This is a genomic window from Streptomyces sp. NPDC048337 (genome assembly GCF_043201175.1).
Classification (GTDB): Bacteria; Actinomycetota; Actinomycetes; order Streptomycetales; family Streptomycetaceae; genus Streptomyces.
Genome location: NZ_JBICYR010000005.1, coordinates 276306 through 300964, shown reverse-complemented (window position 1 = coordinate 300964; position 24659 = coordinate 276306). Strand labels below are relative to the sequence as shown.

Below are 24659 nucleotides of genomic sequence, written 5' to 3'. Positions count from 1 at the left end.
CCGATGGACAATCTGCCCCGCTTCACCGCCGCGGCCGTGCAGGCGGCCCCCGTCTACCTGGACGCCGCGGCGACCGTCGACAAGGCGGTCGGGCTCATCGCGCAGGCGGCGGCGGGCGGCGCCGAACTGGTCGTCTTCCCGGAGGTGTTCGTCCCCGGATACCCGTACTGGAACTGGACCATGAACCCCGTCCAGGGCTCGCCCTGGTTCGAGCGCCTCTACCGCTCCGCCATCGACGTCCCCGGCCCGTATGTCGACCAACTGCGCTCCGCCGCCCGCCAGTACGGCATCGTCCTCGTCATCGGCGTCAACGAGCGCGGCCCGCACAGCCTCGGCGTCCTCTACAACACCCTGCTCACCATCGGCCCCGAAGGCGAACTCCTCGGCGTCCACCGCAAACTGGTGCCCACCTGGGCCGAGAAGCTCACCTGGACCGGCGGCGACGGCAGCTCCCTCAAGGTCCACCCCACGCCCGTCGGCCCGCTCGGCGCCCTCGCCTGCGGCGAGAACACCAACACCCTGGCCCGCTTCACCCTCCTCGCGCAGGGCGAACTGGTCCACGCCTCCTGCTACATCGCCCTGCCGGTCGCACCCGCCGACTACGACATGGCCGAGGCCATCGCCGTCCGCACCGCCGCCCACAGCTTCGAGGGCAAGGTCTTCTCCGTCGTCGCCTGCTCCACCATCTCACCGGAGATCGTCGACGCCGTCGCCGGCGACGACGAGGAACTGCGCAAGCAGTTCACCCGCCCCCGCAGCGCCCTGTCCGGGATCTTCGGCCCCGACGGCCGCCCGGTCACCGAACCCCTCGTCGACGAGGAGGGCATCGTCTACGCCGAGATCGACCTGGCCCGGTGCATCCAGCCCAAGCAGATGCACGACATCGTCGGCCACTACAACCGCTTCGACGTCTTCCGGCTCCACGTCGACAACCGCCCCCGCACCCCGGTGACCTTCGCGACGGACCCGGCGCACACGGCGGCACCCCTCTCCACCGACATCACCGGCATTACCGGAACCACCGGACTCACGAAGGAGGACGCATGACCACCGAGTACGACGACACGCGGCTGGGACGCGCCCGGGTATCCGACTCACCCGAACTCGCCGCGTTCTACGGGGAACTCGCCCAGCTCGAAGCGGGCGCGCTGTGGACCGTCGCGAACGACATCGAGCCCTGGTACCCGCAGCCCAAGTCCGTACCCGTGCTGTGGCGCTACAGCGAACTGCGGCCCCTCGTCCGCAAGGCCCTGGACCTGGTCAAGGCCGACGACGCTGGCCGCCGCGTCGTCATGCTCGTCAACCCGGGCCGCAAGGACGTCAGCGCCGCCGTCGGACTCCTCTACACCGGCCTGCAGATCATGGGCCCCGGCGAGGCCATGACCGCCCACCGCCACCAGGCCGCCGCGCTGCGCTTCGTCCACGAGGGCACGGGCGCCTGGACCATCGTCGACGGCCAGAAGCTGAAGGTCGGACCCGGAGACTTCGCCATCACCCCGAACGGCACCTGGCACGAGCACGGCAACGAAGCCGACGACGCCCCCGTCATCTGGCAGGACGGCCTCGACATCCCGCTGGTCAACGCCCTGGACGCCGGGTTCTACGAGGTCCACCCCGAGCTGTACCAGACCCCCGGGAAGGTCATCAACTCCTCCGTGCTGACGTACGGTGCGAACCTGCTGCCGTACGGCTCGGAGAAGTGGACCCGGCCCTACTCGCCACTGCTGGCCTTCCCCTGGGAGCCCACCTACGAGGCCCTGCGGAACCTGGCCGAGGCCACCGAGGGATCCCCGTACGACGGAGTGATCGCCGAGTACACCAACCCGCTCACCGGCGGCTCCGTCATGCCCACCATGGGCGCCCACATGCAGCTCCTGCGCCCCGGCCAGGCAACCAAGGCCCACCGTCACACCGGCTCGGTCATCTACACCGCGGCCAAGGGGCGCGGAGTCTCGGTGATCGCCGGGCAGCGCTTCGAGTGGCAGCAGGGCGACATGTTCTGCGTGCCCTCCTGGGCCTGGCACGAACACGAGAACCTCGACCCGTCCGAGGACGCCTGCCTCTTCTCCTTCAACGACTTCCCCGTGATGCGCTCGCTCGGCTTCCACCGCGAAGAGGCGTACACCGACAACGGCGGCCACCAGCCCGCGTCCTCCTGAACCGCTCCGCCGCGCCGGACGCCGCCGGCCCTGACACCGGCGCCGGCGCGGCGGAGCACCGACCCTTCACCGGCACCCTTCACCGGCACCCCTCACCTGCAAGGAGCACCCACCCATGCGGCTGGTCACCTACACCGTCGACGGCTCGCCCCACCTGCTCGGAGCGCAGGTCGACGACCTGGTCGTCGACCTCGCCTCCCTGGCCTCCGCGGCCGGCGCACAACTGCCCGCGGACCTCCTGTCCTTCATCCGGGCAGGGGAGACGGCTCAGGAAGCCGCCCGCGGCCTGCTGGCCGGCGGCCCCGCGGCCTGGCCGGGCGCGGCCGTGCACCGGATCGAGGAGGTGTCGCTCGCGGCACCCCTGCGCCCCGGCAAGATCATCGGAGTCGGACTGAACTACGTCGAGCACGTCGAGGAGTCCAGCCGCAGCCTGGACACCGACAAGGAGCGGCCCTCGCGCCCGGTGCTCTTCAGCAAGCCGGCCACGGCCGTCACCGGCCCCGGCGCACCGATCCTGCACAACGCCGACCTGACCACCCAGCTCGACTGGGAGTGCGAACTCGCCGTCGTCATCGGACGCACCGCCTTCCGCGTGAGCGAGGAGGACGCGTACGAGCACATCTTCGGCTACAGCATCGTCAACGACATCAGCGCCCGCGACCAGCGCCGCTCCGGCCAGTGGTTCTTCTCCAAGGGCCAGGACTCCTACGCCCCCTTCGGCCCGGCCGTCGTCACGGCCGACGAGATCCCCGACCCCATGGCCCTCGACCTCTCCCTGCGCGTCAACGGCGTCACCAAGCAGAAGTCGAACACCCGCCACATGCTCTTCCCCATCGCCCGCCTCATCGCCGACATCTCCTCCGGCGTCACCCTCGAACCCGGCGACGTCATCGCCACCGGATCTCCCGCGGGAGTCGGAGCCGGCATGGTCCCGCCCGAGTTCCTGAGCCCCGGCGACACCGTCGAGGCCACCGTCGAGGGCATCGGCACCCTCAACAACCCCGTCGTCGACGCCCGCTGAGGAGCGCACATGTCCCGCCCCCGCACCTACCGCATCGGCCAGATCGTGCCGAGCTCCAACGTCACCATGGAGACCGAGGTCCCGGCGATCCTGCGCGCCCGGGAAGCCATCGCCCCGGAACGGTTCACCTTCCACTCCAGCCGGATGCGCATGACCCATGTGACCCCGGAACAGCTCAAGGCCATGGACGCCGACTCCGACCGCTGCGCCGTCGAACTCTCCGACGCGCGCGTCGACGTACTCGGCTACGCCTGCCTCGTCGCCATCATGAGCATGGGCCTCGGCTACCACCGCACCTCCGAGGCACGCCTGCACGCCCGCACCGTCGAGAACGGCGCCCCCGCCCCCGTGGTCACCAGCGCCGGAGCCCTCGTCCACGGACTGCACACCATCGGGGCGAAGAAGATCGCCCTGATCGCCCCGTACATGCGCCCGCTGACGAGGACGGTCGTCGACTACCTCACCCACGAGGGCATCGAGGTCCTCGACTACGAGGCCCTGGAGATCCCCGACAACCTGGACGTCGCCGCGCACGACCCCGCGCGCCTGCCGGGGCTCGCCCGGGCCCTGGACCACGCCGACGCCGACGCCGTCGTGCTCTCCGCCTGCGTCCAGATGCCCTCGCTGGGGGCCATCGAGGAGGCCGAACAGCTCCTCGGCAAGCCCGTCGTCTCGGCAGCGGTGTGCACGGCCCACCAGATGCTCCGCGCCCTGGACCTGCCGGCCGTGGCCCCCGGAGCGGGCCATCTCCTGTCGGGCGCCTATGCGCGGTGACGGCGCCGGGCCGCCGGCTGGGTAGGATCGCTGCCGCAGACGACGGAAGGCGATCATGGCGGACAGTCCCCTCAGGCCCAGCTCGTTGATCAACACGGTCTACGGGGCGTTCCTGCGCCGCCTCGGCGGCTGGATCTCGGTCGCCGACCTGATCACCCTCATGTCCGAACTGGACGTCGACGGCCCGGCGGCGCGCTCGGCGATCTCCCGCCTCAAGAAGAAGGGCGTCCTCGAAGCGGAGCGCCGCGGCGCCACGGGCTACCGGCTGAGCCCGGCCGCGCAGCCCGTCTTCGACGAGGGCGACCGGCGCATCTTCGGCAGCCTGGAACCGGCGAAGCTGAGCGACGGCTGGGCCATGGCCGTCTTCTCCGTACCCGAGTCCGAGCGGTCCTACCGCTACCAGCTGCGCACCCGGCTGACCTGGCTCGGCTTCGGGAACATCGCCCCCGGCGTGTGGCTGGCGCCGGGCCGGCTGCTCGACGACGCCCGTGACATGCTCATCCGGCTCGGACTCAGCGACTACGTCCATCTGTTCGCCGCGGACTACGCCGCCTTCAGCGACCTGCCCGAGACGGTCAGCTCGTGGTGGGACTTCCCGGCGATCCAGGCACAGTACGCCACCTTCACCCACGCGTACGGCCCCGTCGCCGAAGGTCTCGCGCAGCAGCGCGAGATCGACGGCGGCGAGGCCTTCCGCCATTACGTCCCCATGCTCACCCAGTGGCGCCGGCTGCCCTACCTGGACCCCGGCCTGCCCGGCGAGCTGCTCCCCGCGGACTGGAACGCGGTCGCCGCGCGCAGGATCTTCCAGCAGCTGCACGAGGTGCTCGCCGAGCCGAGCCTCCTGCACGTGCAGGAGGTCACCGGCCTGGCGGAGGCGGGGCCCGGGTCCTAGCCCGGGTGGTGCAGGCGGCGCCAGTACCCCGCCAGGTCCCCGACGGCGGCGGTCACGGAGTCCAGGGCCATCGTCGTACGGGAGTCCCGGTCGTAGCGGTCCCAGCGCGGCATGGGGTCGTGGTTGGGGTCGCCGGTGCGGATGAAGGAGATCCAGGACGCGTGCACGGTCGCGGCGAGACCGTCGCGGACCCGCGGGTTCAGCCCCGTGAGGAAGGGCGCCTGCGACCACTTGTCGAAGTTGTCGAAGACGAACGGCAGCTCCAGGCAGTGCGCGGCGCCCAGTTGACCGTTGTGCGCGGGCGTCGGCAGGTTGAACTGGTACGCCCAGACCGGCCGTCCGCGGGCCGCGCGCCGCTCGGCCAGCGCCACGGCGGGCATGCGGAAGAGGTCGTCGGTGATCAGGTCCATGAGGACGTCGACCGGGCGGGCGCCCGGCCGGGCCTCCTCGTAGGCGGTGTACGCCCGGTCCGCCCGGTTCCCGAAGGTGTCCCGCGCCCGCGCGAGCACCTGGTCCTTGGTCGCGGCGGCGTACTGCTCGCTGAGCGCGAAGGCGAAGTTGGCCTCCTCCCTGGTCCAGCCGATCAGGACGTCGATGTCCGCCCCGGCCCCGCCGATCAGCAGGTCGACGGGGTCGCGGTCCAGCGTGCCCTCGTCGAGTACCGGCAGGAACGGGGTCGACCAGTATCCCCACCGTGCGGTGCGCCCGAACATCTCCACGGTGGCGGCCATCAGGCGCTGCCACGGCACGGCCCGTAGCTCCGTCACGTTCGCGGCCCCGACGATGTCCAGGAAGGTGGCGGTGCGCTGGAGCGACTCGGCACGGGTGGGGATCTTCAGGCCGAGCGGCGGGCTCTGCAGGATGGCCCGCCGGAACAGCGGGCGGCCCTTGGGCCGGGCGGCGCCGGCGAGCGCGGCGACCGACAGCGCACCGCCGGACTGGCCGGCGAGGGTGATGTTGTCCGGGTCGCCGCCGAACGCGGCGATGTTGTCCCGGACCCAGCGCAGCGCGGCGAGCTGGTCGGTGAGCCAGAAGTTCCCGCCGGCCCCGTCCTCGCCGAAGTAGAGGTAACCCAGCGCTCCGAGGCGGTAGTTGAGGTTCACGACGACGAGGTCGCCATTGCGCGCGAAGGTCTCGCCGGAGTAGCCGGGCACCGCGCCGGAGCCGGAGACGAAGCCGCCGCCGTGGATCCACACCAGTACCGGCCGCTTGGCGGCATCGGCCCCGGGGGTCCAGACGTTGAGCGTGAGGCAGTCCTCGTCGAAGGGGGGCGAGCCGTGCGATCCGAGTACGGGATCGCCCCCTTCCCGGTAGAGCTGCGGCGCGCTCGGGCCGAAGGCGGTCGCGTCGCGCGTTCCCTGCCATCCGGGGTGGGGCTGCGCCGGCCGCCATCGAAGGGCGCCGACCGGGGGCGCCGCGTAGGGCACGCCCTTGAACACGGCGAGGCCTCCTTCGAGGGCTCCGCGCAGACGGCCCGCGGGCAGCTCCACCTCGGGGGAGGACGCGTCCGTGCGGGGGGCGGCCTGTGCGATGGCGACGCCGGGGATGCCGGAGAGCAGTGCGGCTCCCGCCAACACCCCGCTGTTCCTGAGGATTTCGCGCCGCGATGGATCGTCGGTCATGGTGCTTCACTCCCTGACTGGTCAAGAGCCCGTCGCCGAAGTGGCATTGAGTCAAATTGACGAGGGTCAGTGTTATGGCATCGTTCACGTCTTGTGAAGTCTTGACGGTCGTCCAAAAAACACGATAGACACGTGTCACTTCCCGGAGACGACATACGGAGATCCCATGGCAGGTCGGTTTCGTCCCGTTGGCCCGATCGCCGCAGCGGCGGCCCTCTTGCTGGCCACGGCATGCGGTGGCGCCAGCCTCGGCGCAGGCGGCGACGACGAGCAGAGCGGTCCCGTGAAGCTCGGGCTCCTCGTCCCGCAGTCGGGGACCTACAAGGCGCTGGGCGACGACATGAAGCAGGGCTTCGAGCTCTACGTGAAACAGCACGGCGGCAGACTCGGCGGTCGCGAGGTGGAGATCGTGGTCGCGGACGAGGGGGAGACGGCCGACTCCGGCAAGCCGGCGGCGGAGAAGCTCGTCAAGCAGGACCGGGTGCTGGCCGTGAGCGGAGTGGTGAGCTCGGCCACCATCAACGGGGTCAAGGACCTCTTCGAGAGCAGCAAGGTCCCGCTCGTCGGCTCCAACGCCTCCCCGACGACGCTGACCGCCACCACCTACGTCTGGCGCACGTCGTACGTCAACGACGAACCCGGCAAGGCGCTCGGCACGTACGTCGCCGAGAAGGCCGGCGGTCCGGTCTTCCTCGTCGCCGCCGGCTACCAGGCGGGCAAGGACGAGGTGGAGGGCTTCAAGTCCACCTTCCTCCCGGCGGGCGGCACGCTCGCGGGGGACGAGGTCTACACGCCGTTCCCGGGGACGAAGAACTTCCAGCCGTACCTCTCGCAGATCGAGAAGTCCGGCGCGAAGGCCGTCTTCTGCTTCTACGCCGGCGGCGCGGCCGTCGACTTCGTCAAGCAGTACCGGGACTTCGGACTGGCCGGCAGGATCCCGCTCTACGCACCCGGCTTCCTCACCGAGGGCGGAGTGCTCAAGGGGCAGGGGGACGCGGCCGAGGGCATCCTCACCGCGCTCAACTACAGTGCCGACCTGGACAACCCGGCCAACAAGCAGTTCGCCCCCGCCTACACGGCCGCCTACGGTTCCGCCCCCACCACCTACGCGATGGCCTCGTGGGACGCGGCGCAGGTGCTCGACAAGGCGATCAAGGCGGCCGGCTCCGAGGTGACCTCGGAATCCGTCAACGCCGCCATCGCCAAGGTCGGAGACATCGACAGCCCCCGCGGCACGTGGCGGTTCAACAGCGACGGCACACCCGTACAGCCCTGGTACCTGCGCGAGGTCAAGCAGGGGGCCAACACCGTCCGTTCCGAGCTCGGCCGGCTGGGCGGCTGACATGGCCGGATGGTTGGACGGCAACTTCGTCAGCGTCGTCGACGGGATCGCCTTCGGTCTGCTGCTCTTCACGATCGCCGTCGGCCTGTCCCTGGTCTTCGGCATGATGGACGTGCTCAACCTGGCGCACGGCACGCTCTACCTCGTCGGGGCCTACGTGGCCTACGCGCTCTCCGACGGCGGCCTGTGGGGTCTGCTCCTCGCCCTGACGGCCGGCGCTCTGGCGGGCGCCATGGGCGGAGCGGCGCTCACCGCCCTCACCGCGCCGCTGGCCCGGCGCGGGCACCTGGACCAGGCCGTGCTGACGCTCGGCATCACCTTCATCGTCGCCGACCTCCTCGCCGCCGGCTTCGGCGGCGAGGTGCTGCCCACGGATCCGCCGGCGTCCCTGCGCGGGACGGTGGACCTCCTCGGCCACACGTACCCGGTCTACCGGCTCGTCTTCATCGGCGTCGCGGCAGGCCTCGCGCTCCTCGTGCACCTCCTCTTCGAACGCAGCTCCCTCGGAGCACTGGTACGGGCCACCGTCGCCGACCGGGACATGGTCCGCGTGCTGGGCGTCGACATCCGCAAGGTGCTCTACGGGGTCTTCGCCCTCGGCGCGGCCCTGGCCACCGTCGGCGGGGTCCTCGGGGCGCCGATCCTCGGTCCCGGGCCCGGCGTGGACGAGACCGTGCTCGTCCTCTCCCTGGTCGTCGTGGTCGTGGGTGGCCTCGGATCCGTGCGCGGCGCGCTCGCCGGGGCCCTGCTCATCGGCCAGGTCCAGACGCTCGGGGTGGCGCTGCTCCCCGAGTACGCCCCCTTCCTCCTCTTCGGCACCATGCTGGCCGTCCTCGTGGTCCGCCCGAACGGCCTCGTCCCCTCGGCGGTGCGCACATGAACCCGTCCAGACCCTCCGTACGACGCCTGTCGGTGACCGCCGTCGTCGTCGCGCTCACTCTGGCCCCCTTCGTGCTCGGCCCGTACGCCGTCGGCACCCTGTCGCGGATCCTGGTGCTCGCCCTGCTCGCCCTGAGCGTGAACCAGCTCACCGGCCTGACCGGACTGCCGACCCTCGGCCAGTCGGCGTACTTCGGCGTCGGCGCCTACACGGCGGCGATCGTGGCGACGAGGATCACCGACATCGGGACCGTGCAACTCCTCATGGCCGCGGGAGTCTCCGCGCTGGTCGCCGTCCCCACGGGATGGCTGGCCGTGCGGGCCCGGGGCGTCGTGTTCCTGATGCTGACGCTCGCCATCGGCGAGATCGCCTACAGCGCGGCCGTCAACTGGAAGTCCCTGACGAACGGCTCCGACGGGATCTCCGGCATCCCGCCCGTCGTACCGCTGCCCGGCATGCCCCCGCTGGAGCTCGACGGGCTCGTCTACTTCTACGTCCTGGCCGTGTTCCTGCTGCTCTTCGCGGCCGTCTCCCGGCTGGGTTCGACACCGTTCGCCCTCGCCCTGCGCGGGATCCGCGACAACGAGCACCGGATGCGGGCGATCGGCTACCCCACCCGGCGCTACGCCCTGACCGTGTACTGCGGCGCCGGGGCGCTGGCCGGCGCCGCCGGGGCCCTGTGGGTGGCGGTGCAGCGGTTCGTCTCGCCCGGCGACGCGGGATTCGAGATCGCCGCCCTGGCGCTGCTGGCCGTCGTCATCGGCGGCGCCGGCTCGATGTGGGGGGCCTGTACCGGCGCCGCACTCGTCTGGCTCACCCGGGACTACCTCGGAAACCTCGAAGCCGTCGCCGGACGCGGGCCGCTGCTGCTCGGACTGCTCTTCGTCATCGCCGTCTACACGCTGCCCCGCGGGCTGGCCGGTGTACGGCTCCCGCACAGGACCACCCGGAAGAGGACGGCGTGACGGATCTCGATCTACTGGAACTGCGCCGGGTGTCACGGCACTTCGGCTCCTTCCGAGCCCTGGACGAGGTCGACCTCACCGTGCGGCCCGGTGCCCGGCACGCGGTCATCGGCCCCAACGGCGCGGGCAAGTCGACGCTGTTCGGCCTGATCTCGGGAACGCTCCCGGCCACCGCCGGAACCATCCTCGTCGACGGGCAGGACGTGACCCGGCTGCCCGTGGAGCGCCGCGTCGCGCTCGGCGTCGCCGCGACCTTCCAGCACTCCAGTCTCTTCCTGCGCGAGACCGTCCTGGAGAACGTCCTGCTCGCCGTGGTGCGCCGGGCCGCCGGAACCGGATTCGGACTCGGAGGCCTGCGGAAGGTGAGCGCCCGGGCCGAGGCGATCGCCCGGGCGCGCACGCTGCTCGAACGCGTGGGCCTGCCCACCCGGCACGACACCCCGGCGGCCGCCCTCTCCCACGGCGAACGGCGGCAGCTGGAAGTCGCCGTCGCCCTGGCCACCGAACCCCGGCTGCTGTTGCTGGACGAACCCGCCGCCGGCATGTCCCCGGCGGAGACGGCGCGACTGACCGAGCTGATCGCAGCCCTGCCCCGCGACGTGACCGTACTCCTCATCGAACACGACCTCGACATGGTCTTCGAACTCGCCGACACGGTGACGGTCATGCACCTCGGCAGACACCTGAAGACCGGCTCCCCGGACGAGGTGCGGGGCTCCGCCGAGGTCCAGAGCGCCTACCTCGGCACCATGGAGGTCTCCTCGTGACACCCTTCCTCAGCATCCGCGAGCTGCGCTCCGGCTACGCCGGCGGAGTGGTCCTGGGCGGCGTCGACCTCGACCTCGACGCGGGCCGGACCGTCGCCGTCCTGGGCCGCAACGGGGTCGGGAAGACCACCCTCGTCTCCACCGTCGCGGGATTCGTCCGGCCGTACGGGGGCAGCGTCACCCTCGGCGGCCGGGAGATCGCCGGGGCCCGCGTCGACGTGATCGCCCGCGCCGGGGTGGGCGTCGTACCGCAGGGGCGCCGGGTGTTCGCGCCGCTGACCGTGGCGGAGCACCTGGCGATCGCCTCGCGGCGTCCGGCGCGGGGCCCGTGGACCAGGGACCGCGTCCTCGACCTGCTGCCGCGGCTGGGGGAGCGGCTCGGCCATCGCGGCGACCAGCTCTCCGGCGGGGAACAGCAGATGCTCGCGATCGCCCGCGCCCTGCTGGGCAATCCGCGTCTGCTGCTGCTCGACGAACCGTCCGACGGCCTGGCCCCGGCGATCGTCGCCCAGGTCGGCGAGGTGATCCGCGAGGTGGGCGCGCAGGGCATGGCGGTGGTCCTCGTCGAGCAGAACCTGGGGCTCGCCCTCTCCGTCTCCCAGGACGTCGCGGTCATGCAGAAGGGCCGCATCGTCCACCGGGCGTCCTGCGCCGCGTTCCGTTCCAGTCCCGAGGACCGGCGCCGCCTGCTGGGGGTGGACTGACCGGGGGCCGCGGCGTCCCGTCCGGTCCATGCCCTGAGGCGGAAGGGGCCCGACGGACCTACGGTGGTCGAAGAGAGGGGTCGGGACGATGACCCTTGAGGAGGCTGCCATGGAGGAGCACTTCGTCTGGGTGACGACGCGCCGCATCAAGGAGGGCACCCTGGAGGAGTTCGAGCGGGCCTGGCGCCCGGAATCCCGCCCCGAGGGCATGCGCGGCGCGTTCGCGTACTGGTCCGAGGACGGGCACGAGGTCACCGGAGTGTCGCTCTGGGAATCCCGGCAGGCCTGCGACGCGTGGCGGTCCTCCGACGCGGAGAGACGCCGGCGCGAGGTCATGGCCCCGTACGTGGTCGACGAGCGGGAGAGCTTCCACCTGGGACGCGAACTCACCCTCCCGGGACGGTGACCGCACGGCCCACCGGGGCCGGCGTTCAGCCCCCGCGGACGGTGAGGGCGCCCTCCGGGTCGCGGGCCAGGTGCGTGCCGAAGGTGCGGCCGGTGCGGGCGAGGACCTCGTGGAGCCACACGGAGTCCTCGAGTGAGGCGTGCCGCAGCCGCATCCGGTGGGCCTGGAGGGGGACGAGGCGGGCGTGGTCGAGCCGGCCGGTGTCCGGCTCCAGCGCGACGAGGTACAGCAGCCGCAGATCGTCCCGGTACCGCTCGTTGCCGCCGATGCCCTCGTAGTCGTCGATCAGGTCGCCGCAGCCGTAGAGGACCAGGTGGCCCCGGTACACCTCGAACGGGCGCGGATGGTGCGAGGAGTGCCCGTGGACCACGTCCGCGCCGCTGTCGACGAGGGTGTGCGCGAAGCGGATCTGGTCGCGGGGGACCGTGTAGCCCCAGTTGGACCCCCAGTGGATCGACACGACCACGAGGTCGCCGGATCGTTTCGCCCGGCGGATGCGGCCGGCCGCATCCGCCGCGGCCGCGTCCGAGGACTCGTCGGAGAAATAGATCCCGCTCCGGTCCGCCGTGGCCGCCCAGCCGTGGGGGACGCCGCTCGACGCCGTCCCGAGGGAGAAGACCAGCAGGCGCCGCTTCCCGGGGATGGGTACGACGGCGGGCCGCCGCGCCTCGGCGAGGTCCCGGCCCGCGCCCGCCGCCCGCAGTCCCGCCGCGGCGAGCGAATCGAGGGTCTCGGCCAGCCCGCGGCGGCCGTAGTCCAGGACGTGGTTGTTGGCGAGGGCGCAGACATCGGGCCGGACGGCGGCCAGGCAGGGCAGGTTGGCGGGGTGCATCCGGTAGTGGACCGCCTTGCCGGGGGCGATGTCGTCGCTCTGGGTGACCGAGGTCTCCAGGTTGAGGACCCGGGCGTCGGGCGCGGCCGCGTCGAGGAGGCCCAGCGCCTCCCCCCAGGGCCAGGAATAGGGCGCACGCCACGGAATCGTGCCGTTCGCCGCCTCCGCCAGCTCGACGTACGTACGGGCATCGGAGACGTACGCCTCCGGCAGGGCCGGGTCGCCGGGGTGCGGAAGGATCTGGTCGACGCCGCGGCCGAGCATCACGTCACCGGCGAGGAACAGCGTCAGGAGTTCACCGCCCATCCCTCCAGGCTAGGCCGTCCGGGGTGCCCGCCCGGCGCCTGCGGGGCACCCTGGAGGCATGGCCCGAGCCAACGACCAGGTCGAGGCACTGCTGCAGGAGTACGCGGACCTCATCGCGATCCGGGGCGGGGAGGCCTTCAAGGCGCGCGCCTACGAGAAGGCGGCCCGTGCCGTCGGCGGCTGTCCGCAGGACGTCTCGACGCTCGACGCCAAGGCCCTGCGCGAGATCCCGCACGTCGGCAAGTCGGTCGCCGACAAGATCCTGGAGTACCTGCGGACCGGCCGGATGTCCGTCGTCGACGAGGCCAGGGCGGTCGTACCGGCAGGGGTGCGCGAGCTGATCGCGATCCCGGGGCTGGGCCCCCACAAGGCCATGACCCTGTACGAGGAGCTGGGCATCAGCTCCGTCGACCAGCTGCTCGACGCCATCCACCAGGAGCGGCTGCGCGACCTGAAGGGCTTCGGCGAGCGGACCGAGGAGAACATCCTGCACGGCATCTCCGTGCTGCAGAAGGCGGGCGAGGGCCGGATCCTCGTCAGCGCGGCCATGGACATCGCCGAGCAGCTCGTCGCCGAACTGTCGGAGATCCCCGGCTGCGTCCGCTGCACGTACGCGGGCTCCCTGCGCCGCATGAGGGAGACCATCGGCGACGTAGACATCCTGGTGGCGGCCCGCCGGTCGGCTCCGTTCATGGACGCCCTCACCGCCCTCCCTTCCACGGCCGAGGTCATCGCCGGCGGGGAGAAGAAGACCTCCATACGGACCGCCACGGGCCTCCAGGTGGACCTACGGGTCCTGCCGCCCGCCTCCTGGGGCGCGGGGCTGCAGTACTTCACCGGCTCCAAGGCCCACAACATCCGCACCCGCGCGCTCGCGGTGCGCCAGGGCCTCAAGCTCTCCGAGTACGGGCTCTTCGACGCCGAGAGCGGCGCGAGCGTCACCTCCGCCACCGAGGAGGAGATCTACGCCAGGCTCGGACTGCCGTGGATACCGCCGACGCTGCGCGAGGACCGCGGCGAGATCGCGGCCGGGCTGCGCGGTGAACTCCCCGACCTCCTCGACGAGAAGGACATCCGCGGGGATCTGCACACCCACACCGACCTCACCGACGGCCTGGCCCCGCTGGAGGACATGGTCGCCGCCGCTGCCGCCCGCGGCTACGCGTACTACGCGGTCACCGACCACGCCCCGAACCTCTACATGCAGCGCATGACCAGCGAGAAGATCCTCGCCCAGCGCGAGGCGGTGCGCGCCCTGGACGGCGCGCACCACAAGATGCGGCTGCTGCACGGCACGGAACTCAACATCGGCCCGGACGGCACCCTGGACTGGCCCGACGAGTTCCTCGCGGACTTCGACCTGTGCGTGGCATCCATCCACTCCCACTTCGACCAGAGCAGGCAGGAGCTCACCCGCCGCCTCATCCGCGCCTGCGAGAACCCGTACGTCGCCGTCATCGGCCATCCCACGACCCGCAGGATCGGCAAACGCCCCCGCATCGACGCCGACTTCGACGCGGTCTTCGAGGCCTGCGCGCGGACGGGTACCGCTCTGGAGATCAACGCGCATCCCGAGCGGCTCGACCTGTGCGACGAGGACATCCTGAGCGCGAAGCGGTACGGCGTGAAGTTCGCGGTGAACTCCGACGCGCACTCCACCACGCATCTGCCGTACATGCGCTACGGGGTGGGTACGGCCCAGCGCGGCTGGCTGACCAAGGACGACGTCATCAACGCGTGGCCGCTGACGAAGCTGCGGAAGTTCCTGCGGGGAAAGGGCGCCTGACGATCGCTCAGCGCTCCTCGCCCGCGACGAGGAGTTCACCCACCGTCTCCATGAGGACGGCGCGGGCGGGGGCGGGCAGGCCCGCGTCGGTCACGAACCAGTCGGCCTGATCGAGTGCGGCGAAGCCGCTGAGCCCGACCACCCCCCACTTGCTGTGGTCGGCGACGACGGCGACGCGCCGGGCCGAGGCGACCAGCGCCCGGTTGGTCCGGGCCTCCATGAGGTTGGGAGTGGTCAGCCCGGCGCCTTCCGCCACCCCGTGCGCGCCGAGCACCAGCAGGTCCACGTGGAGGGAAGCGATGACCAGGTCGGCGAGCGGGCCGACCAGGGCGGCCGAGGGGGTGGGGGAGCCACCGGTGAGCAGCAGCGTCGGGGCGTCGGGCCCGCCGTCGTGGTCGGCGGTGCGCACCAGCTCCGCCACCGGAAGGGAGTTGGTGACGATGGTGAGCCGCGGGACGCCGAGCAGCCGGGTGGCGACCGCGTACGCGGTGGTGCCGCCCGAGATCGCGACCACGCCGCCCGGCTCCACCAGGGTGGCGGCCGTGTCCGCGATGGCGGCCTTGGCGTCGCCCTCCAGATCGGCCTTGGCGTCGAAGCCGGGCTCGTGCCCGCTGGCCCCGGCCGGGGCGACGGCCCCGCCGTAGACCTTCTCCACGAGGCCGCGCCGGGCGAGGGCGTCCAGGTCCCGGCGGACCGTCATGTCCGAGACGCCGAGCCGGCCGACCAGGTCCGCCACCCGCACGGCGCCGTCGCGCCGGACCGCGTCCAGGATGAGGGTCCGCCGCTGGTGGGCCAGTTGGGCAGCCTGCTCGGCCACGGGTCACTCCCGGGGGTGTCGGCGCATCAGGTCGGAAGGTCGCAAGGTAGCACGGAGGTGTTGTGGGAGTGTGAGGAAATCCCGCCCCACAGGCTGCTGGGTCATGTTTGAAGATGTTTATTCTTGGTCGGTGAAGAAGACCCTCGTGGAACTCGCGGACGGCCGCGAACTGATCTACTTCGACACCGACGAAAGCGCCGTGCGCGACGCGCCCGACCTGCGCCCCCTCGACCGCGTACGCGGCGAACCGGAACTACGGCGGGACGAGGCGACCGGCGACTGGATCACCATCGCCTCCCACCGGCAGGACCGCACCTACCACCCGCCCGCCGGTGAATGCCCGCTCTGCCCCTCCCGGGGCGGCCGGCTCAGCGAAGTCCCCGCCGCCGACTACGAGGTGGCCGTCTTCGAGAACCGCTTCCCCTCCCTCGCCGGCGCGGCCGGACGCTGCGAGGTCGTCTGCTTCACCCCCGAGCACGAGGCCCGCTTCGCCGACCTCACCCCGGCCGCCGCCCGCCTGGTCCTCGACGCGTGGACCGACCGCACCGCGGAGCTCTCCGCGTTCCCGGGCGTGGAGCAGGTGTACTGCTTCGAGAACCGGGGCGCCGAGATCGGGGTGACGCTCGCCCACCCCCACGGCCAGATCTACGCCTTCCCCTTCACCACCCCGCGCACCGCCAAGATGACCGCCGCCGCGGCCGCCCACCGCGCCACCACCGGCCGCAACCTCTTCGAGGACCTCCTCTGCGACGCCCGCGCCGCCACCGAGCGGGTCGTGACGGCCGGGGAGCACTGGACCGCCTTCGTGCCGTACGCCGCCCGCTGGCCGTACGAGGTGCACCTCTACCCGCACCGCCGCGTCCCGGACCTGAACCGCCTCACCGAGGCGGAGCGGGCCGAGTTCCCGGGCATCTACCTGGACCTGCTGCGCCGCTTCGACCGGCTGTTCCCCCTGCCGGGGCAGCCGGAGCGGTGGGCTCCCGCGCCCTACGTCTCGGCCTGGCACCAGGCGCCCCGCACCCGGGGCGGGGAACTGGCCCTGCACCTGGAACTGTTCACGGTCCGCCGCACACCGGACAAGCTCAAGTTCCTCGCCGGGACGGAATCCGGTACGGAGGCCTTCATGAACGACGTGGCCCCCGAGGCGGCCGCGCGGCGACTGCGGGAGGCCCTGTCGTGACCGCCCGGTGGGACGAGGACAGCCGGGCGGACCGGGTCGCGGACACCTTCCGGCGCCTCTACGGCGGCTCCCCGGACGGGGTCTGGGCGGCCCCCGGCCGGGTCAACCTGATCGGTGAACACACCGACTACAACGACGGTTTCTCCCTGCCCATGGCCCTCCCGCAGACCACCCTGCTCGCCGCCCGGGCCCGTACGGACGGACGGCTGCGGCTGCACAGCGCGCAGGGCGACGGCCGGATCACCGAACTGGCCGTGGCCGCGCTGACCCCCGGCGTCGTGACGGGCTGGGCCGGCTACCCGGCCGGCGTGGTCTGGGCACTCGCCGAGGCCGGACACCCCGTCGGGGGCGCGGACCTCCACTTCGACAGCACGGTGCCCACCGGCGCCGGCCTGTCCTCCTCCGCCGCGCTGGAGTGCGCGGTCGCCGTCGCCTACGACGAGCTGTACGGACTGCACCTGCGCGGGCCCGAACTGGCCCGGATCGCCCAGCGCGCGGAGAACGCCTTCGCCGGAGTCCCCTGCGGAATCATGGACCAGATGGCCTCCGTCTGCTGCACCGCCGAGGCCGCCCTCCATCTCGACGCCCGCACCCCGGAGCACCACCGGCAGGTGCCCTTCGACCTGGCGGGCCAAGGGCTGCGGCTGCTGGTGATCGACACCCGGGTCACCCACGACCTCGGCGACGGGGCGTACGCCGCGCTGCGCGCGGGCTGCGAACGCGCGGCCGCGCTGCTCGGCCTGCCCGCCCTGCGCGACCTGCCCGCCGGGGAACTCACGCGCGCCCTGGAGGCCCTGCCGGCGGAGCTCGTGCCCCTGGTCCGCCATGTGGTGACCGAGAACGCCCGGGTCGCCGAAGCCGTCTCCCGGCTGCGGGCGGGCGACGCCGCGGCCCTGGGCCCGATCCTCACCGCCGGCCACGCCTCGCTCCGCGACGACTACCGCGTCTCCTGCCCGGAGACCGACCTCGCCGTGGCCGCCGCCCTGGAGGCCGGGGCACTCGGCGCCCGGATGACGGGAGGCGGCTTCGGGGGCTCGGTCATCGCCCTGGTCGAGGCCGGGCGGGAGAGAGCGGTGGGCGACTGCATGACGGCCGCCTTCGCCACCGCGGGCCACCGGCCGCCGCGCGTCATCGAGGCCGCCCCCGGCGCGGGCGCCCGCCGCCTCACGCCGACACCCGCGACGCGGTAGCCGGGGGCCGCCGGCGCAGGGGCGTGACGGCCGCCGCTCCCGCAGCGCTTCACCTTTTCGGCGCAGCCGTGTTCCCTGGCCACGGCAGCCGGGTCGACGATGCGTCGATCCACCCCGCTGCCTGCCCCGCATATGACCACCCCCCAGCCCCTGGAGTGCCCAGTGAGAAGACCAGCCTGGCCCCTGCTACCGGCGTTACTCGCCGCCGCGCTGCTGTCCGTGGTGCCCGGCGCGACCCCGGCCGGCGCGTCCGCGCTCGCGTCCACGACGACCGCGACCGCCACGGCCGGCGGCATCCAGGCCGACCTGTCCGACTCCTGGCGCCCGCCCCTCAGCACCCGGGGCCGCTACGTCGTCGACGCCGACGGAAACCGCTTCAAGCTCAAGTCCGCGAACTGGCACGGGGCCCAGGGATCGTGGAACGGCTCCGGCGACATCAACGACGCCGCCAACCACCACGACGGCGAGAAGGCCGACCAGATGCCGCTCGGCCTGGACCGCGCGCCGATCGCGAGCATCCTCGCCGGATTCCACGACCTCGGCATCAACAGCATCCGGCTGCCCTTCTCCAACGAGATGCTGCACGATCAGCGCGTGGTGTCCGACGCCTCGGTCGCCGCCAACCCGCAGCTGCGCGGCAAGACCCCGCTCCAGGTCTTCGACGCCGTCATCGCCGCCACCACCGCCGAGGGCTTCGCGGTGATCCTCAACAACCACACCAACACCTCACGCTTCTGCTGCGGCCTGGACGGCAACGAACGCTGGAACACCAGCCAGTCCACCGACCGGTGGGAGGACGACTGGCTGGGCCTCGCCCGCCGTTACAAGGACAACAAGCGCGTGGTCGGCGCCGACCTCTACAACGAGGTCCGCCGCACCGTCACGGACGACCCCAACTGGAACTGGGGCAACGGACACGACTGGTGGGCCGCGTCCCAGCACCTCGGCGACCGGCTCCTCACCGAGGCCAATCCCGACCTGCTGGTGATCGTCGAAGGCATCAACTGGCAGGGCATCCCGGCCGACGGGCTGCCCCACGGGCGGCCCACACTGGAACCGGTACGCACCCTCTCGCACACCCTCGTCGCCTCGAACAAGCTGGTGTACGCGGCGCACTTCTACGGCTACACCGGGCCGAACCACACCGGCGCGACCGGCATGGGCGAGACCCACGACCCGCGCTACCAGGAACTCTCCCGCGAGGACCTGTTCGCGACCCTGCGGCGCCAGGCCTTCTACGTCACGGCCGAATCCGGCGCCCACTTCACCGCACCCCTGTGGATCAGCGAGTTCGGCATCGGCAGCGACGAGACCAACCCGCAGGCCCGCGCCTGGTTCGGCAACCTCGTGGACCACCTCATCGCCAACGACACCGACTTCGCCTACTGGCCCCTGGTCGGATGGACGGGACACGGCACCTGGTCGATCCTCAACTTCGATGCCGGCGGCCGCCGTTCCGGCATCCTGGACGGCGGCGACTGGCGCGCCGCCGACTGGCAGCGGCTGATCGCCTCGCCGCAGAAGAGCGGCCAGGTCGCCGTCACCGACACCTGGGACATGCTCAACCTCGACCACGCCGACGCGGTCCAGTCGGCACGCGTACGGACCCTCGGGGACTGGGACTCCGGGGCCCGCAAGGCGGCCTGCCCCGACGGACAGCGGCTCCTCGGCGTGGCGCACCGCGACGGGCGCGGGCTGTGCACCGATGCCGGGGCCCCCGCTCTGGCGGCCACCGGCCCGGCGCCGACCGCCGTGCGCGACGAACGCCACGTCCAGCAAGGTGATTGGGCGGGCGGCTACACCAAGTACCAGTGCGGGCCGAACCAGTTCATGACCGGCTACAGCGTCCGAGGCCAGGCGGTCTCCGCCGTCCTGTGCGCCCAGGCGGGCAGGACCCTCGGCACGGCCGGCCGCACCGTCTGGTTCGACCGGGGTGACAACCGGCCCGCCGGTGGCCCGGGCGGAGAGTTCGCGTACGGCACCTACAAGGGCCAGTGCGCGGTGGACGAGTACGCCGCGGGCATCGCCTTCACCGGGGCCTGGGCCAAGGGCAAGACCCCGGACGCCCTGCTCTGCCGGAGGCTGTGACGCCCGGCTCCCGGCGACGGACCGGGGGGCCCGGCGGTCCTCTGTGAGGGGCGCCGGGCCCGTCGGCGATGATGGAGGGGTCACCAGTGCTCAGAGTGAGGGGAGCGACGCCGCAGATGTCCACTTCCGGCTCCGGCCCGAGGCCGCCGACGATCGCCGACGTCGCGCGGGTCGCCGGGGTGTCGCGTACGACGGTCTCGCACGCCCTCAACGGGATCGGCAAGGTCGACCCCCGGACCCGGGAGCGGATCAAGCAGGTCGCGGGCGAGCTCGGCTACCGGCCCAACCTGCGGGCCCAGCGGCTGCGGCGCGGGCAGGCCAAGGCGATCGCGCTGGCCTCGTCCATGCCGTTCGCGGTGGCCGGAGGGCCGTCCCGGCTGGGGTTCTACATGGAGGTGGCCGCCGCTGCCGCCGAGAGCGCCCTCGTCCACGACTACGCGCTGGTCCTCGTGCCGCCCGTGATGTCCGGGTCCGCCCTGTACTCCGTCGACATCGACGGGGCCATCGTCGTGGAGCCCGACGCGGACGACGCGGCGGTGGCCGTGCTCAAGGAGCGCGGACTGCCGTACGTGGCACTCGGCCGGCCCGTGTCGCCCGACGAGGACGCCTCGTGGGTGGACCTGCGCGGCGGGCTGGTCGCCGAGCTGCTGCTCACCCACCTGTACGAGCAGGGCGCCCGGCGGCCGGCCCTGCTCATCGGCTCCGGCGCACGGCACTCGTCCGTGGACGCGCGGGCGGCCTTCGAGCGGGCCGCCGAGGCGCACGGCTGGGAGCCGATCGTGGCGACCGCCCCCGAGGCGGGCGGCGAACGGGCCGGCTACGAGCGGTGCGCCGCCCTGCTCGCCGAGCACCCCGGGATCGACGCGGTGTGCGCGCTGGTGGACGCCTTCGCGGTGGGCGCCGTGCGGGCGGTCCGGGACAGCGGGCGCGCCGTCCCGGACGACGTCATGGTCGTCACCCGGTACGACGGTCTGCGCGCCCGCACCTGCGAGCCGCCGCTGACCGCCGTCGACCTGGGCCTGGACCGGGCGGCGGCCGATGCGGTGGCGCTGCTGCTGGCCCGGTTGCGCGGTGACGTCGACGCCCCGAGGGTGGTGACGGCCCCCGAGCCGCGGATCATCGCCCGCGCCTCCTCACTGAGGGTGGCGGCCACTCGGTGAGCCCTGCCGGCGGCGGGAGGCAAAACCCGGCCCCGCCGGCGTTTGAGGCGTGGGGTCCCCCCGGACGGAGTCTGGGGGAGGGTCCTGGGCGGAGCCCCGGGAAGCCGGCCCGCAGCGTCGTACGGTCAGCGCCCGACCATGAGCACCAGCCCCGAGACCAGCGCGAAGACCAGCACGAACACCCGCATCCGCCGCGCGTCCAGCCGGTGGTGCACCAGCCGGCTCAGCCACGCCCCCACCGCGATCGCGGGCACCAGCGCGAGCGCCCATCCGAGGTCCGCGGGATCCCCCTTTCCCGTCGCGAACAGCAGCAGCAGCGAGGCGACTTCGCCGACGAGGAAGCACGCGGCAACGGTGGAGCGCAGCTCGGCCGGCGGCCGGTGCTGGTAGACCAGCGCCAGCGGCGGTCCGCCCACCCCCGTGGCGGTCTCCGTCAGGCCGGTCACCACGCCCGCGCCGACATAGGCGGCGCGGCCGGGCGTGAACGCCGGCGCGACCAGGCTCGCGACGGCCGCCAACACGGTGGCGAGGCCCACGAACAGGCCCAGACTGCGGTCGGGGATCAGCCACAGCAGCGCCAGCCCGCCGGGCGTGGCGGCGAGCCGCGCCGCGGTGATCCAGCCCGCTCCGCGCACGTCGAGTGAGGCCCGTTCGCGCCAGGCGACGTACACGTTGAGCGGGATCATCGCCGCCAGGACGAACACCGGGAGCAGGCCGGGATCGAGGATGCCCGCCACCGGGGCGACGATCAGGGCGAAGCCGAGTCCGCTGCTGCCCTGGACGAACGCGGCGGCGGTCACCGTGACGGCGAGCACCACCAGGGTCAGCGTGCTCACCGTGCCGCGCTCCGTCCCCGTGCCTGGGTGGAGGTGGGGTGCACGCGGGTGATGGCGGCCCGTTCCACCGTGGCGCGGGCCAGGCCGGCCGCCTGCCGCACCAGCGCCGCTCCGTCCCAGCCGACGGGCCGGCCGCGCCACAGCCGCATGCGTCCCGCGACGAACACGGCGGTGATCTGGTCGCGGTTGCCGCGCCGGACCAGCTCCCAGGGCAGGTCCCAGGACAGGGCGAGCTCCGGGTTGGTGACGTCGACGAGCAGGAAGTCGGCGGCCAGCCCCGGGGCGATGGCCCCGGTCCGCGCACCGAGGCCGACGGCGTCGGCGCCGCCCCGCGTGGCGTGCTCCAGCCAGGTCCAGCCGGCGCCGCAGGACGAGTCGCCGGTGGCCAGCCCGTAGGCGATCCGCTGGGCGAACTCGGCCGCCTCGGCCAGGCGGAACCCGTCGCCCCGGGTGCCGTCCGTGCCGAGGCCGAAGCGGACGCCGCGTTCGGCCATGGCGGTGGCGGGCGCGACGGCATTGCCCTTCCAGGCGCTGGCCACGGGGTTGTAGCTCACCGAGGTCCCGGTGTCGGCGAGCAGGGTGAGCTCGCGCGGCGTGAGGAGGGTGGCGTGTGCGGCCAGCAACTGGGGGCCGAGCGCGCCGATCGCGTACAGGTGCTCCAGGGGGCGCATCCCATGGCGTACGAGGGAGCGTTCGACACCGGCCAGGTGCTCGTTGACGTGGATCTGGACGACGGCCCCGGCCTCGGCGGCGAGGCGGGCCGTGCCCCGCAGGGTCTCCTCGGTGGCCGCCTCGGGGATGGAGACGGCCAGGGAGGGGTGCACCAGCGGGTCGTCCGCGTAGCGTGCGAGATGCTTCTCGGCGTCGTCCAGGACGGCGCCGCCGCCGTCCTCGGCGTCGTTGCAGACCAGCCCCAGCACGCACCGGATTCCGGCGTCGCGCGCGGCGGACGCGACCACCTCGACGTCGACGCCGGCGCGCGTTCCGGCGTCGGCGACGGTCGTGAAACCGCCGCGCAGGGCTTCGAGCGCGGCCAGCTTGGCCGCCACGTAGGCCGATTCCTCGTCCAGCGCGCCCTCCAGCGGCTCCCACACCCTGCGGAAGATCTCCGACGGCTCCCCGAAGGCGAGCGCCGAGCCGAAGCTCTGCGTGAGGTGGTGGTGGGAGTCGACGAAGCCGGGCATCAGGAGTCGGCCGGGCAGTCGTACGGGGTCCAGGTGCGGATGCTCGCGCACCAGCTCCCCGGCGGGTCCGACGGCGCGGAAGGAACCGTCGGCGACGACGACCGCGTGGCCGTCGGCGGGGCCTTCGGGCAGCAGGACGGCGTCCGGGAGGAGGAGGAACGGCTCTGGACTGTCGAGCAGTTGGCGGATCTGGCGGCTCATCGGGTGCTTTCCGTACGGGTGGTGGCCAGGCGGGCGGCGATGCCCGGCCTGACGTGGTGGAACAGGACGTTGAGGACCGCGGCGACGAACGCCCCGACGGCGACGCCGCTTTCGAGGAGGATGCGGACGTTCGGCGGGAAGCCGCCGTACACACCGGGAACGAGGATCGGCAGCAGGCCGAGCGCGAGGGCGACCGCGCAGATGAAGGTGCTGGTGTGCTTGTCGAGGTCGGAACGGCCCAGCATCTGCACGCCGAGCACGGTGATCACGGCGAAGACGACCATCGCGGTGCCGCCGACGACCGCGGAGGGGATGACGCTGATCGCCCGGGTCACGGGAGCGAGGAAGCCGATGGCGATCAGGACGAGGCCGGCCGCGGCGGTCACGAAGCGGCTGCGCACGCCGGTGACGCGGACGATGCCGATGTTCTCGCCGCTGGTGACCAGGAGCGGCAGCCCGAAGAACCCGCCGAACAGCGAGGTGAGTGCGTCGCCGCGGACGGTCCGGGGGACGGCGGTGCGCGTGTCGATCTCCTTGCCGACGGCCTCGGCGTTGATGACGGTCTGGCCGGTCGCCTCCGCCATGGAGGCGAGGCTGTAGAGCATCAGCGGCAGCGCGGCGAGCAGGTTGAACTGGGGCGACCCGAACGGCAGCAGGTGCGGCACGCTCAGCAGACCGCCGTCGGCGGCGCGCCCGAGGTCGACGGCGCCGAGCAGCGCGGCGAGGGCGGTCCCGGCGAGCAGCCCGAGCATGACGGCGAGTTGGCGCAGGATGCCGCTGAAGAGCAGGTAGAAGGCGACGGTGAAGCCGATGGTGGCCAGGCCGAGACCGAGCTTGGCGGGGTCGGCGAAGCCCGGCTGTCCGGGGCGGCCGGTGACGAGGACCGCACCGACCTTCACCAGGTTGACGCCCACGATGACGATCATCGTGCCGATGACGAGGGTCGGGAAGAAGGCCAGCAGCCGGGAGAAGAGGGGCAGTACGACGAAGGTGAAGGCGGCCGTGAGGAGCACCGCGCCGGTGGCCGTGGGCAGGCCGTGCTGTTCGGCGATGGCGAGGAACAGGATCAGGGGCGCACCCCCCGGCAGCATCACGAACGGCAGCCGCGGCCCGAACTTCCAGGGGCCGAGCGACTGGATCAGGGACCCGACTCCGGAGAGCACGAAGGCCGCGGAGAGCAGGTTGACGGTCAGTCCGGGGTCGAGGCGGAGGGTCGCGCTCATCAGGAAGATCGCCGAGATGGGGGTGGCGGCCATGACGAGGACGTGCTGGATGCCGAAGAGGAGTATCCGGCCGTGGGGGCGGGACTCGTCTACGGGGTGGGGCGTTGCGGGAGTGTGCGCGGGCGTGGGCGCGGACTGCTCCGCACCGGGCAGGGTCTGGCGGGGACTTGACACGTTCGGTCTCCGTTCGGGCGTTGCTGCGCGCTCGGATTTCAGCCGCGATCCGGCCCTGGACGGAGGGGCCAAATCGATTTGGCCAAATCGATTTGGCCGTCAGTATCGGAGGGCCCGTGCCCCGTGGTCAAGGCTCGTGACACCGGC

Annotated in this window: 22 protein-coding genes; 16 read left to right on the top strand and 6 right to left on the bottom strand. The window is 72.6% G+C overall.

Annotated elements, in window-relative coordinates:
- The first annotated feature begins 3 nt into the window (after window positions 1-3).
- From ACGFYU_RS11450 to ACGFYU_RS11430, 5 genes are all read left to right on the top strand, one after another.
- Window positions 4-1047, top strand: coding sequence for a carbon-nitrogen hydrolase family protein (locus ACGFYU_RS11450; protein WP_393827047.1), 1044 nt, complete (start codon window positions 4-6; stop codon window positions 1045-1047).
- On the top strand, window positions 1044-2159 hold the full coding sequence (locus tag ACGFYU_RS11445) for a cupin domain-containing protein (protein WP_393827046.1): 1116 nt from the start codon (window positions 1044-1046) through the stop codon (window positions 2157-2159). Before ACGFYU_RS11450 ends, ACGFYU_RS11445 begins: the two co-directional genes overlap by 4 nt.
- Before the next feature lie 115 nt (window positions 2160-2274).
- Window positions 2275-3180: a fumarylacetoacetate hydrolase family protein gene (locus ACGFYU_RS11440; protein WP_393827045.1), complete on the top strand. Its 906-nt coding sequence runs from the start codon at window positions 2275-2277 to the stop codon at window positions 3178-3180.
- A 9-nt stretch (window positions 3181-3189) separates the two neighbouring features.
- Window positions 3190-3954, top strand: coding sequence for an Asp/Glu racemase (locus ACGFYU_RS11435; RefSeq protein ID WP_393827044.1), 765 nt, complete (start codon window positions 3190-3192; stop codon window positions 3952-3954).
- A 55-nt stretch (window positions 3955-4009) separates the two neighbouring features.
- On the top strand, window positions 4010-4849 hold the full coding sequence (locus ACGFYU_RS11430; RefSeq protein ID WP_393827043.1) for a PaaX family transcriptional regulator C-terminal domain-containing protein: 840 nt from the start codon (window positions 4010-4012) through the stop codon (window positions 4847-4849).
- Here the strand turns inward: ACGFYU_RS11430 and ACGFYU_RS11425 are convergent.
- Complete coding sequence (locus ACGFYU_RS11425) at window positions 4846-6471, bottom strand: carboxylesterase/lipase family protein (protein ID WP_393827042.1); 1626 nt, start codon at window positions 6469-6471, stop codon at window positions 4846-4848. The two genes, ACGFYU_RS11430 and ACGFYU_RS11425, sit on opposite strands and share 4 nt — an antisense overlap.
- 166 nt (window positions 6472-6637) lie before the next feature.
- On the opposite strand from ACGFYU_RS11425, the gene ACGFYU_RS11420 reads away from it, so the two are divergent.
- The 6 genes from ACGFYU_RS11420 to ACGFYU_RS11395 all read left to right on the top strand — a co-directional run bounded on the left by ACGFYU_RS11420 (window position 6638) and on the right by ACGFYU_RS11395 (window position 11535).
- A complete protein-coding gene (locus ACGFYU_RS11420) occupies window positions 6638-7813 on the top strand; it encodes an ABC transporter substrate-binding protein (RefSeq protein ID WP_393827041.1) in 1176 nt (391 codons plus the stop codon).
- A 1-nt stretch (window position 7814) separates the two neighbouring features.
- A complete protein-coding gene (locus ACGFYU_RS11415; RefSeq protein WP_393827040.1) occupies window positions 7815-8693 on the top strand; it encodes a branched-chain amino acid ABC transporter permease in 879 nt (292 codons plus the stop codon).
- Entirely contained in the window at window positions 8690-9658 is a 969-nt protein-coding gene (locus tag ACGFYU_RS11410; protein WP_393827039.1) for a branched-chain amino acid ABC transporter permease, read from the top strand. The genes ACGFYU_RS11415 and ACGFYU_RS11410 overlap by 4 nt, the downstream gene beginning before the upstream one ends.
- Window positions 9655-10425: an ABC transporter ATP-binding protein gene (locus tag ACGFYU_RS11405; protein WP_393827038.1), complete on the top strand. Its 771-nt coding sequence runs from the start codon at window positions 9655-9657 to the stop codon at window positions 10423-10425. The genes ACGFYU_RS11410 and ACGFYU_RS11405 overlap by 4 nt, the downstream gene beginning before the upstream one ends.
- The gene (locus ACGFYU_RS11400; protein WP_393827037.1) at window positions 10422-11129 is read left to right on the top strand and encodes an ABC transporter ATP-binding protein; all 708 of its coding nucleotides are present in this window, start codon (window positions 10422-10424) and stop codon (window positions 11127-11129) included. Before ACGFYU_RS11405 ends, ACGFYU_RS11400 begins: the two co-directional genes overlap by 4 nt.
- Before the next feature lie 88 nt (window positions 11130-11217).
- The gene (locus ACGFYU_RS11395) at window positions 11218-11535 is read left to right on the top strand and encodes an antibiotic biosynthesis monooxygenase (RefSeq protein ID WP_393827036.1); all 318 of its coding nucleotides are present in this window, start codon (window positions 11218-11220) and stop codon (window positions 11533-11535) included.
- Window positions 11536-11560: 25 nt separating this feature from the next.
- On the opposite strand, the gene ACGFYU_RS11390 is transcribed toward ACGFYU_RS11395, so the two are convergent.
- The gene (locus tag ACGFYU_RS11390) at window positions 11561-12673 is read right to left on the bottom strand and encodes a CapA family protein (protein WP_393827035.1); all 1113 of its coding nucleotides are present in this window, start codon (window positions 12671-12673) and stop codon (window positions 11561-11563) included.
- A gap of 58 nt (window positions 12674-12731) precedes the next feature.
- On the opposite strand from ACGFYU_RS11390, the gene polX reads away from it, so the two are divergent.
- Window positions 12732-14459 (top strand): DNA polymerase/3'-5' exonuclease PolX, encoded by a 1728-nt coding sequence (polX, locus tag ACGFYU_RS11385; RefSeq protein ID WP_393827034.1) that lies wholly within the window; start codon window positions 12732-12734, stop codon window positions 14457-14459.
- 7 nt (window positions 14460-14466) lie between these two features.
- Here polX and ACGFYU_RS11380 read toward each other — a convergent pair whose 3' ends face one another.
- A complete protein-coding gene (locus tag ACGFYU_RS11380) occupies window positions 14467-15276 on the bottom strand; it encodes a DeoR/GlpR family DNA-binding transcription regulator (protein WP_393827033.1) in 810 nt (269 codons plus the stop codon).
- A gap of 130 nt (window positions 15277-15406) precedes the next feature.
- On the opposite strand from ACGFYU_RS11380, the gene galT reads away from it, so the two are divergent.
- The 4 genes from galT (at window position 15407) to ACGFYU_RS11360 (ending at window position 20894) form a co-directional block, all read left to right on the top strand.
- Window positions 15407-16456, top strand: coding sequence for a galactose-1-phosphate uridylyltransferase (gene galT / locus ACGFYU_RS11375; RefSeq protein ID WP_393827032.1), 1050 nt, complete (start codon window positions 15407-15409; stop codon window positions 16454-16456).
- The gene (galK, locus tag ACGFYU_RS11370; protein WP_393827031.1) at window positions 16453-17646 is read left to right on the top strand and encodes a galactokinase; all 1194 of its coding nucleotides are present in this window, start codon (window positions 16453-16455) and stop codon (window positions 17644-17646) included. Before galT ends, galK begins: the two co-directional genes overlap by 4 nt.
- A gap of 132 nt (window positions 17647-17778) precedes the next feature.
- A complete protein-coding gene (locus ACGFYU_RS11365) occupies window positions 17779-19734 on the top strand; it encodes a glycoside hydrolase family 5 protein (RefSeq protein ID WP_393827030.1) in 1956 nt (651 codons plus the stop codon).
- A gap of 116 nt (window positions 19735-19850) precedes the next feature.
- Entirely contained in the window at window positions 19851-20894 is a 1044-nt protein-coding gene (locus ACGFYU_RS11360) for a LacI family DNA-binding transcriptional regulator (RefSeq protein ID WP_393827029.1), read from the top strand.
- A 125-nt stretch (window positions 20895-21019) separates the two neighbouring features.
- Here ACGFYU_RS11360 and ACGFYU_RS11355 read toward each other — a convergent pair whose 3' ends face one another.
- The 3 genes from ACGFYU_RS11355 to ACGFYU_RS11345 are packed head-to-tail and all read right to left on the bottom strand — an operon-like array spanning window position 21020 to window position 24512.
- A complete protein-coding gene (locus ACGFYU_RS11355; protein WP_393827028.1) occupies window positions 21020-21730 on the bottom strand; it encodes a sulfite exporter TauE/SafE family protein in 711 nt (236 codons plus the stop codon).
- Window positions 21727-23115, bottom strand: coding sequence for an amidohydrolase family protein (locus ACGFYU_RS11350; protein ID WP_393827027.1), 1389 nt, complete (start codon window positions 23113-23115; stop codon window positions 21727-21729). The genes ACGFYU_RS11355 and ACGFYU_RS11350 overlap by 4 nt, the downstream gene beginning before the upstream one ends.
- Window positions 23112-24512, bottom strand: coding sequence for a uracil-xanthine permease family protein (locus ACGFYU_RS11345; RefSeq protein ID WP_393827026.1), 1401 nt, complete (start codon window positions 24510-24512; stop codon window positions 23112-23114). Before ACGFYU_RS11345 ends, ACGFYU_RS11350 begins: the two co-directional genes overlap by 4 nt.
- Window positions 24513-24659: the final 147 nt, after the last annotated feature.